7 protein-coding genes and 1 pseudogene are annotated in these 7,173 nt (G+C 62.8%); 4 read left to right on the plus strand and 4 right to left on the minus strand.

The genetic code is table 11. The annotated features are described in order from the left end of the window. Nucleotides 1–32: 32 nt before the first annotated feature. Both Q7T10_RS02980 and Q7T10_RS02985 read left to right on the plus strand, forming a co-directional pair. Nucleotides 33–485 carry an RbsD/FucU family protein gene (locus Q7T10_RS02980; protein WP_304745724.1) on the plus strand — a complete coding sequence of 151 codons (453 nt, stop codon included), beginning with the start codon at nucleotides 33–35 and terminating at the stop codon, nucleotides 483–485. Beyond that, nucleotides 482–1,711 carry an ROK family protein gene (locus tag Q7T10_RS02985; RefSeq protein WP_304745726.1) on the plus strand — a complete coding sequence of 410 codons (1,230 nt, stop codon included), beginning with the start codon at nucleotides 482–484 and terminating at the stop codon, nucleotides 1,709–1,711. Before Q7T10_RS02980 ends, Q7T10_RS02985 begins: the two co-directional genes overlap by 4 nt. 24 nt (nucleotides 1,712–1,735) lie before the next feature. On the opposite strand, the gene Q7T10_RS02990 is transcribed toward Q7T10_RS02985, so the two are convergent. After that, nucleotides 1,736–2,386 (minus strand): VTT domain-containing protein, encoded by a 651-nt coding sequence (locus Q7T10_RS02990; RefSeq protein WP_304745728.1) that lies wholly within the window; start codon nucleotides 2,384–2,386, stop codon nucleotides 1,736–1,738. On the opposite strand from Q7T10_RS02990, the gene mutL reads away from it, so the two are divergent. Together mutL and Q7T10_RS03000 are read left to right on the plus strand one after the other, a co-directional pair. Beyond that, nucleotides 2,385–4,478, plus strand: coding sequence for a DNA mismatch repair endonuclease MutL (gene mutL / locus Q7T10_RS02995; protein WP_304745763.1), 2,094 nt, complete (start codon nucleotides 2,385–2,387; stop codon nucleotides 4,476–4,478). The genes Q7T10_RS02990 and mutL overlap by 2 nt on opposite strands. Nucleotides 4,479–4,490: 12 nt before the next feature. Beyond that, a complete protein-coding gene (locus Q7T10_RS03000; RefSeq protein ID WP_304745730.1) occupies nucleotides 4,491–5,897 on the plus strand; it encodes an MATE family efflux transporter in 1,407 nt (468 codons plus the stop codon). 18 nt (nucleotides 5,898–5,915) lie between these two features. Here the strand turns inward: Q7T10_RS03000 and Q7T10_RS03005 are convergent, their stop codons facing one another. From Q7T10_RS03005 to Q7T10_RS03015, 3 genes and pseudogenes are all read right to left on the minus strand, one after another. Beyond that, nucleotides 5,916–6,155, minus strand: coding sequence for a hypothetical protein (locus tag Q7T10_RS03005; RefSeq protein WP_304745732.1), 240 nt, complete (start codon nucleotides 6,153–6,155; stop codon nucleotides 5,916–5,918). A gap of 167 nt (nucleotides 6,156–6,322) precedes the next feature. Continuing rightward, a complete protein-coding gene (locus Q7T10_RS03010) occupies nucleotides 6,323–6,862 on the minus strand; it encodes a flavodoxin (RefSeq protein WP_304745734.1) in 540 nt (179 codons plus the stop codon). A 17-nt stretch (nucleotides 6,863–6,879) separates the two neighbouring features. After that, a pseudogene (locus Q7T10_RS03015) lies at nucleotides 6,880–7,173 on the minus strand (acetate kinase); the annotation flags it as partial.

Raw genomic sequence — 7,173 nt, forward strand, 5'->3', positions numbered from 1 at the left:
ACCACGCCTGAACATCACATTCAAAGAAAAACATGCTCAAAGGAATCAACCCCCTGCTCACCCCGGAGCTACTCAAAGTTCTGATGGAGATGGGTCACGACGACGCGCTGGTGCTGGCCGATGCCAACTTCACTGCCATGAGCATCGCCGCCGGTAAACCTGTACTGCGCCTGCCCGGCACGTCCATGGCGCAGGCCGTGCAGGCGGTCACCTCCGTGCTGCCATTGGCGGCCGATATGGATCACCCGGTCGCCTTTATGCAGGTCAGCGGCACGCAAAGCCCGTACCTGTCCGAAGTGCAGCGCGACGTTCTGGCTATCTTGACGCCCGAACTGCTGCCCGGCCAGACGGCGCAAGCCGTGGAGCGCTTTGCGTTTTACGACCGCGCGCGCGCCGCTTATGCCATCGTCCTCACGGGTGAGCGCCAGCCCTTTGGCAACTTCATTCTGCGCAAAGGGGTCATCTGCGAAAATCTGCGGCCATGACACCTCGTAGCACCTCCCTCGCCGCAGACTCCCCCAAACTACTACGGCCCCGTGGTTCCAACCAGGTGGGCATGCGGGCATTCAACGAACGTGTGGTGCTGCAGGCCATCCGGCTCAATGGCAGCGTGCCCAAGGCAGAGCTGGCGCGCCTGACCCGGCTCACCGCACAGACCATCGGTTTGATCACGACCCGGCTGGAAGACGACGAGCTCGTGATCAAGCACGAGCGCGTGCGCGGGCGCATCGGTCAACCCTCGGTGCCGCTGGCGCTGAATCCGGACGGCGCCTTTTCGATCGGCATCAAGATTGGTCGCCGCAGGGCAGAGTGGCTCCTGGTCGACTTCACGGGCCAGGTACGGCAGCGGCAAACCCTTGACTACGCGTTCCCCGACGCCCACACCCTGCTGCCCGCCATTGGCGAGCGCATGAACGCCATGCGTGACGAACTCGGGCCTTTGAGCCCGCGCCTGGTGGGCGTGGGCGTGGCCGCACCGTTTCAGCTGGGCGGCTGGCACAAGATGCTGGGCCTGTCCGAGGCGCAATCGAACGAATGGAACCAGATCGACTTGGGCGCCCAGGTGCAGGCCATGACGGATGCGCCAGTCAGTTTTGCCAAAGACACTTCAGCGGCCTGCGTGGCCGAGCTGGTGACGGGACGCGGGCGCGACCTGAAGAGTTTTCTGTATCTGTTTGTCGACACCTTTGTCGGCGGCGGCCTGGTGATCAACTCGCACCTGCACGTCGGACTGCACGGCAACGCGGGCGCCGTGGCCTCGCTGCCCTCCTCCATCGCCGTGGGCACCACACCGCCCGGGCAAGTTATCAGCCAGGCTTCGCTGTGGGAGCTGGAGCAACGGTTCATCGCCCATGGCCTGGACCCCAGCGCCGCCTACGACGAGCGCGCCATGTCGGCCCCGTTCGAGATGGAGACCAGCGCCTGGCTGGCCAATGCCGCCAACGCATTGGCGCATTGCGTGGTGAGTGGCACGGCGTTTTTGGACATCGAAGCCGTGGTGATCGACGGTTCGTTTTGCCGAGCGCTGCTGAATCGGGTGATTGAGCGGACGAATGAGGCCTTGCAGCGTTACAACTGGGAAGGTCTGTGGCCGGCGACCGTCATTGCCGGCAATGTCGGTCCCGACGCGGCGGCGCTGGGCGGCGCGTTATTGCCCTTGCACGCCAACTTTGCGCCGGACCAGGAATTGTTTCTGAAAGTTGGGGTTTAAGGGCCGCGCCCGGACCCCACCTGTTCATCCCACCTGCAAGGGTTTGCGGCGCGACTTCCAGGCGCCAAACATGATCACCAGCCCGGGGATCAGAATCATGGCCCAGATGATTTTGTCCAGATGCGCTTTCACAAACGGGAAGTTGCCGAAGAAATAGCCCACGGTGATGATGCCGACCACCCACAGCGCACCGCCGGACACGTCAAACAAGGTGAACCGGGTCCGGCTCATCTTCGCCACACCGGCCACAAAAGGCGCAAACGTGCGCACAAAGGGCATGAATCGCGCCGCCACGATGGTGATGCCGCCATAGCGTTCGTAAAAATCGTGCGCCCGGTTGAAGGCCGCCTTGTTGAACAGCCGGGAGTCTTCCCACTTGAAGACCCGGGGACCGAAGTAGCGCCCCAGGGCGTAGTTGGACTGGTTGCCCAGCACGGCCGCTGCCAGCAGCAATCCCACCGATAGCGGGTAACTCATCAGCCCCACACCGCACATGGCGCCCACCACAAACAGCAGTGAATCGCCTGGCAAAAACGGCATGATCACCACGCCGGTTTCCACAAAGATCACGAGGAACAGCAGCGCATAGACCCACAGGCCATAGCTGCGCACAAAGGCTTCCAGGTATTTGTCCACGTGCAGGATGAAGTCGAAGAGATAGGTAATGATTTCCATGGGGCTGGATTATCCCCGCCACCTAAAATACATCCCTGTGAACACTGCCCTATCCCCCTCCCCCCGTCGGCCTATCCGCGAACTGCCCGACGAGCTGATCAGCCAGATTGCCGCCGGTGAGGTCGTGGAGCGCCCCGCCTCGGTGGTGCGTGAGTTGGTGGATAACGCACTGGACGCCGGCGCCAGTCAGGTGACCGTGCGCCTGCTGGCCGGCGGTGTCCGGCTGATTGCGGTGGAAGACGACGGCGCGGGCATCCTGCGTGAAGAACTGCCGATAGCGCTCAAGCGCCACGCCACCAGCAAGATCAGCAACCTGCACGACCTGGAGTCGGTGGGCACCATGGGCTTTCGGGGTGAGGCGCTAGCCGCTATTAATTCAATAGCTGACTGCGTAATACTGTCTAGGGCTACAGGCCAAAACAATGCATTTTTTCTGGATGGACGCACGGGCGAACTCAAACCCGTGGCGCGCAGCACCGGCACCACGGTCGAAGTCAAAGAGCTGTTTTTCAGTACCCCGGCGCGGCGCAAATTCCTCAAAACCGACGCCACCGAGCTGGCGCACTGCGTCGAAGCGGTGCGCCGCCACGCGCTGGCGCGGCCCGATGTGGGCTTTGCCATCTGGCACGAGGGCCGGCTGGTCGAGCAATGGCGCCGCTGCCAGGGTCAGGACGACTCCGACCCGAATGACGCGCCAGGCGCCAGCCGCGAACATGCCGGAGCCCTGCTGGACCAGCGCCTGGCCGATGTGCTGGGCAGCGAATTTGTCGAACGCTCGGTGCGGGTGGATTACCGCACCAGCAGCAACAGCCATTTGCAGAGCGCCCCCACGGTGCGGGTGTGGGGCCGCGCTGGCATTCCCGACGCGGCGCGCTCGCGGGCCGACCAGCAGTTTTGCTACGTCAACGGCCGCTTTGTGCGCGACAAGGTGCTCACCCACGCCGCCCGCAGCGCCTATGAAGATGTGCTGCATGGTCACCGCCAGCCGGTTTATGCGCTGTACATCGACATCGACCCGACGCGGGTGGATGTCAACGTGCACCCGACCAAGATCGAAGTGCGCTTTCGGGACAGCCGCGAAGTGCACCAGGCTGTGCGCCACGCAGTAGAGGATGCACTGGCCGCGCCGCGTGCCGCTACCGCTGCCGCTGCCGCGCAGACAGGCACGCCCAGCGGGCAGACCGCCGCGGCCAGCCACCCGGCCTTGCCGAATGCCGCAGTGCATGATATTTACGAGACCAAAAGGCCTCTAGCCCCCATGTACTCTGCGCAACCAGCTATCAATTTTGAAGCAACAGCCGGACACCGGGTCAGCGACCTGGAGCTGCTGTGGCACAAAGGTGATCCGGCGCAGACATCACCCGGTGCGAACCCGGCGCAGTCGGCTGGCGTGTGGGCCAGTGCCGGCCCTGACCAGAGCAACACCCGCGCCGCCACCGCGGGGCTGCCCGCGCCCCTGCCTGCGGGCGACTGGCCCCTGGGCCGCGCCCTGGCCCAGCTGCAGGGCATTTACATCCTGGCGGAAAACACCCAGGGCCTCATCATCGTGGACATGCATGCGGCTCACGAGCGCATCGTTTACGAACGGCTCAAGGCCCAGTTGCTGGTCCAGAGCGCGGCCAATACCTCGGATTCAGGCCAGGCCTTGCCCGCATTGGCGAGCCAGCCGTTGCTGATTCCAGCCACCTTCGCCGCCACCCCGAACGAGGTGGCCACCGCCGAAGCGCATACCGAGACACTCAGAACCCTGGGTTTGGAAATCACTCCGTTTTCGCCCAAAACCCTGGCGGTGCGGGCGGTGCCGACCACGCTGGCCCAGGGCGATGCGGCCGAGTTGGCCAGAGGCGTTCTGGCGGAATTGGCCCAGCACGACGCCAGCACCGTGATACAGCGCGCCCAAAACGAGTTGCTGTCCACCATGGCCTGCCACGGCGCGGTACGCGCCAACCGCCGCCTGACCCTGGAAGAAATGAATGCGCTGCTGCGCCAGATGGAAGCCACCGACCGCTCTGACCAGTGCAACCACGGGCGCCCGACCTGGCGGCAAGTCAGCATCAAAGAGCTGGACGCCTTGTTTTTGCGTGGACGTTGAGCACCCCTGCCAATGCCCTCGCCCGCGAACTTACGTCGACTTTTATCCACCCCGGTCCGCGCCAAAGTCAGTTCTGAAGCCCGCGCCCTGTGGCTGCTGGCCTGGCCGATCCTGATCGGTCAACTGGCCAATGTGGCGATGGCCGTGGTGGACGTGGCGATGGCCGGGCACGCCTCGGCACAAGACCTGGCCGGTGTATCGCTGGGTGTTTCGATCTGGAACATGCTCATCATCACCCTCATGGGGGTGATGATGTCGATCAGCCCCATCGTGGCCCACCATGTGGGCGCGCGCGAGTTCATCCAGGTGCCGCATGTGGTGCGCCAGGGCCTGTGGAAGGCGCTGGGCGTTGGCGTCATCGCCCTCATGGCGGCCAACCTGTCGACTGCCGTTTTTGACCACCTCGGGCTCGAACCGCTGGTGCGCGATCTGGCCAAAAACTTCGTGCATGTCACCAGCTTTGCCATGCCCGCTTTTGCCTGCTACCGCGTGCTCTACGGGTACAGCGCCAGCCTGAACCAGACCAAGCCTTTGATGATGATCGCCATTGGCGCATTGATGCTCAATGGGCTGGTGAACTGGCTGCTGGTGTTCGGCAACCTGGGATTTCCCCGTCTGGGCGGCCTGGGCTGCGCCTGGTCCACGCTGCTGTGCGTCTGGTTCAACCTGCTGGCGCTGCTGTGGTGGATGCACCGCGCCAAGGCCTACCGCAGCACCTGGCCGTTCGACCGCTTTGAGCCACCCCACTGGCCACAGATGCGCGCCCTGCTCAAACTCGGGTTGCCCATCGGCGTCACCTATTTTGCCGAGACCAGCGCCTTCAGCCTGATTGCCCTGCTGGTGGCCAAATTTGGCAGCACCCAGGTGGCGGCCCACCAGATTGCCCTGAATTTTTCCTCGCTGGTGTTTATGGTGCCCTTGAGTCTGGGCGTGGCAATTCTGACCCGTGTCGGTCAATCGCTGGGCGCGGGCGACCCGGTGGCGGCACGCTTTCGCGCTTGGGTGGGCGTCGCCGTGGCCCTGCTTTTTGCGACGATTTCTGCCGCCTTTATGGCCGTGTTCAACCAGCAGATTGCAGCGGCCTACACCAGCGACGTGGCGGTAGCCACCCTGGCGGCACACCTGCTTTTTTGGGCTGCCGTCTTTCAGCTGTCGGATGCCACGCAGGTCGCCACCAGTTGCGCCATTCGTGGCTACAAGGTCACGCGTGCCCCCATGGTGATTCACCTCACGGCGTTTTGGGTATTTTCACTGCCGCTGGGTTACGTTCTTGGTCTGGCGCCGCCGTGGCTACCTTGGGCGCCGTCGCAGCCACTGGCGGCCGAGGGCTTCTGGATTGCGCTGGTGGTCGGTTTGACCGTGGCCGCGCTGGGGCTGACTGCCTTGCTGCGGCACGTTGCACGCAGTCACCTGCCATAAGCTCATAGTCGACCGCAGCTACTCATCCTCGCCCAGTGTGTACTCATCAATCGGGTACGACGCCTGCGGGTCATCTTTTGCCAGATCATGTTCCATGGCCAAGTGATGCTTGTGGATGAGACCGTGAAACTCTGCAAACGGCCCGCCCAGCAGATAGATTGGCTGGCGCGTGTCTGGATGAAACCCGGCCACGCCTGTGGCGCCCCCAGACCACGCGCGCTCAACCTCGGCCAGTCCCAGGCCAAGCAGATCACCCATGAGCTGAGAGCGGGTTTTCCCGGGATGCATCTCGCAAAGGGCCTCCAGCCGGGAAGCGAGCTCAAGCGGCAGCCGGCATGAGTACCTTTTGCGAGTGAGGCGGATGCCTCGTTCACGCGTGGCATCCGGCGACTCAGCAGGCTTGTTGATTTTCATGGCGTACTTCGCTAAAGACCGATGGTGGATGTGTCGAATGTCCTCTCACCGCGACCGGGCCGCCAGTACGATCTGTCTGAGTCCTTGAGTGCGTCGGTAAATTCCGACAGTCGATCGCGAAATGACTCGCCAGTGACATCGGCATCGGCAACGGCCAATGTTGCGACAGCAGGCCTGCCACAAAGTGACTCAAGATCGCGCAGCACCTTGGCGTGCCCCGAGCCGCCGTACGAACAGAAAAAAGCCACACGGTGAAACTGACGGCGCTGCCTCTTGAGGTAAGAACGTACCGGACTGGCGACATTCCCGCACCAGATTGGCGTTCCAATCACGACGATGTCGTAGTCGCTCGGTACATGCTTGGCGGGTCGAATGGGTGTAGCCACATGCAAGGCCGCTTCAATTGCCGATCGCACATAACCGCCTGCATGGTTGCGCCCTGTCACGTCTTCGATGGGCTCCAGGTCGGCACTACAGGCACCCGCAATCTGCCGGGCAATAGTTCGCGTGAACCCGGTTCGCGAATAGTAGAGCACCAAAATTTTCGTCATAGCCAACTGCTGACAGTTCAAAAATTCATCGGCAAGCGGACCGTGAGCGACACATCCGGCGTGTCGCGCGTGAGTCCGGCACCGACCGACACATTCAAGGTGGTTTTGGGGCTGAGCCGGTAGGAGTAGCCGAGTAGCAAGGTGCCCAACTGTGTCCTGACTGAACCCGGTACAACCTGGCCATTGTTTTCGGTTCTCCCCACTGAGCTATGGTCATAGCCAATGCTGAAGGAGGACTTTTCGTTCAAAGCCAAGCCCATCCCGAAGTTGAAACCAAGAACGTCGCCCGGTTTGATCGACCCCAGAAACTC

This window comes from Rhodoferax sp., assembly GCF_030646845.1.
In the GTDB taxonomy this organism is placed as follows: domain Bacteria; phylum Pseudomonadota; class Gammaproteobacteria; order Burkholderiales; family Burkholderiaceae_C; genus Rhodoferax.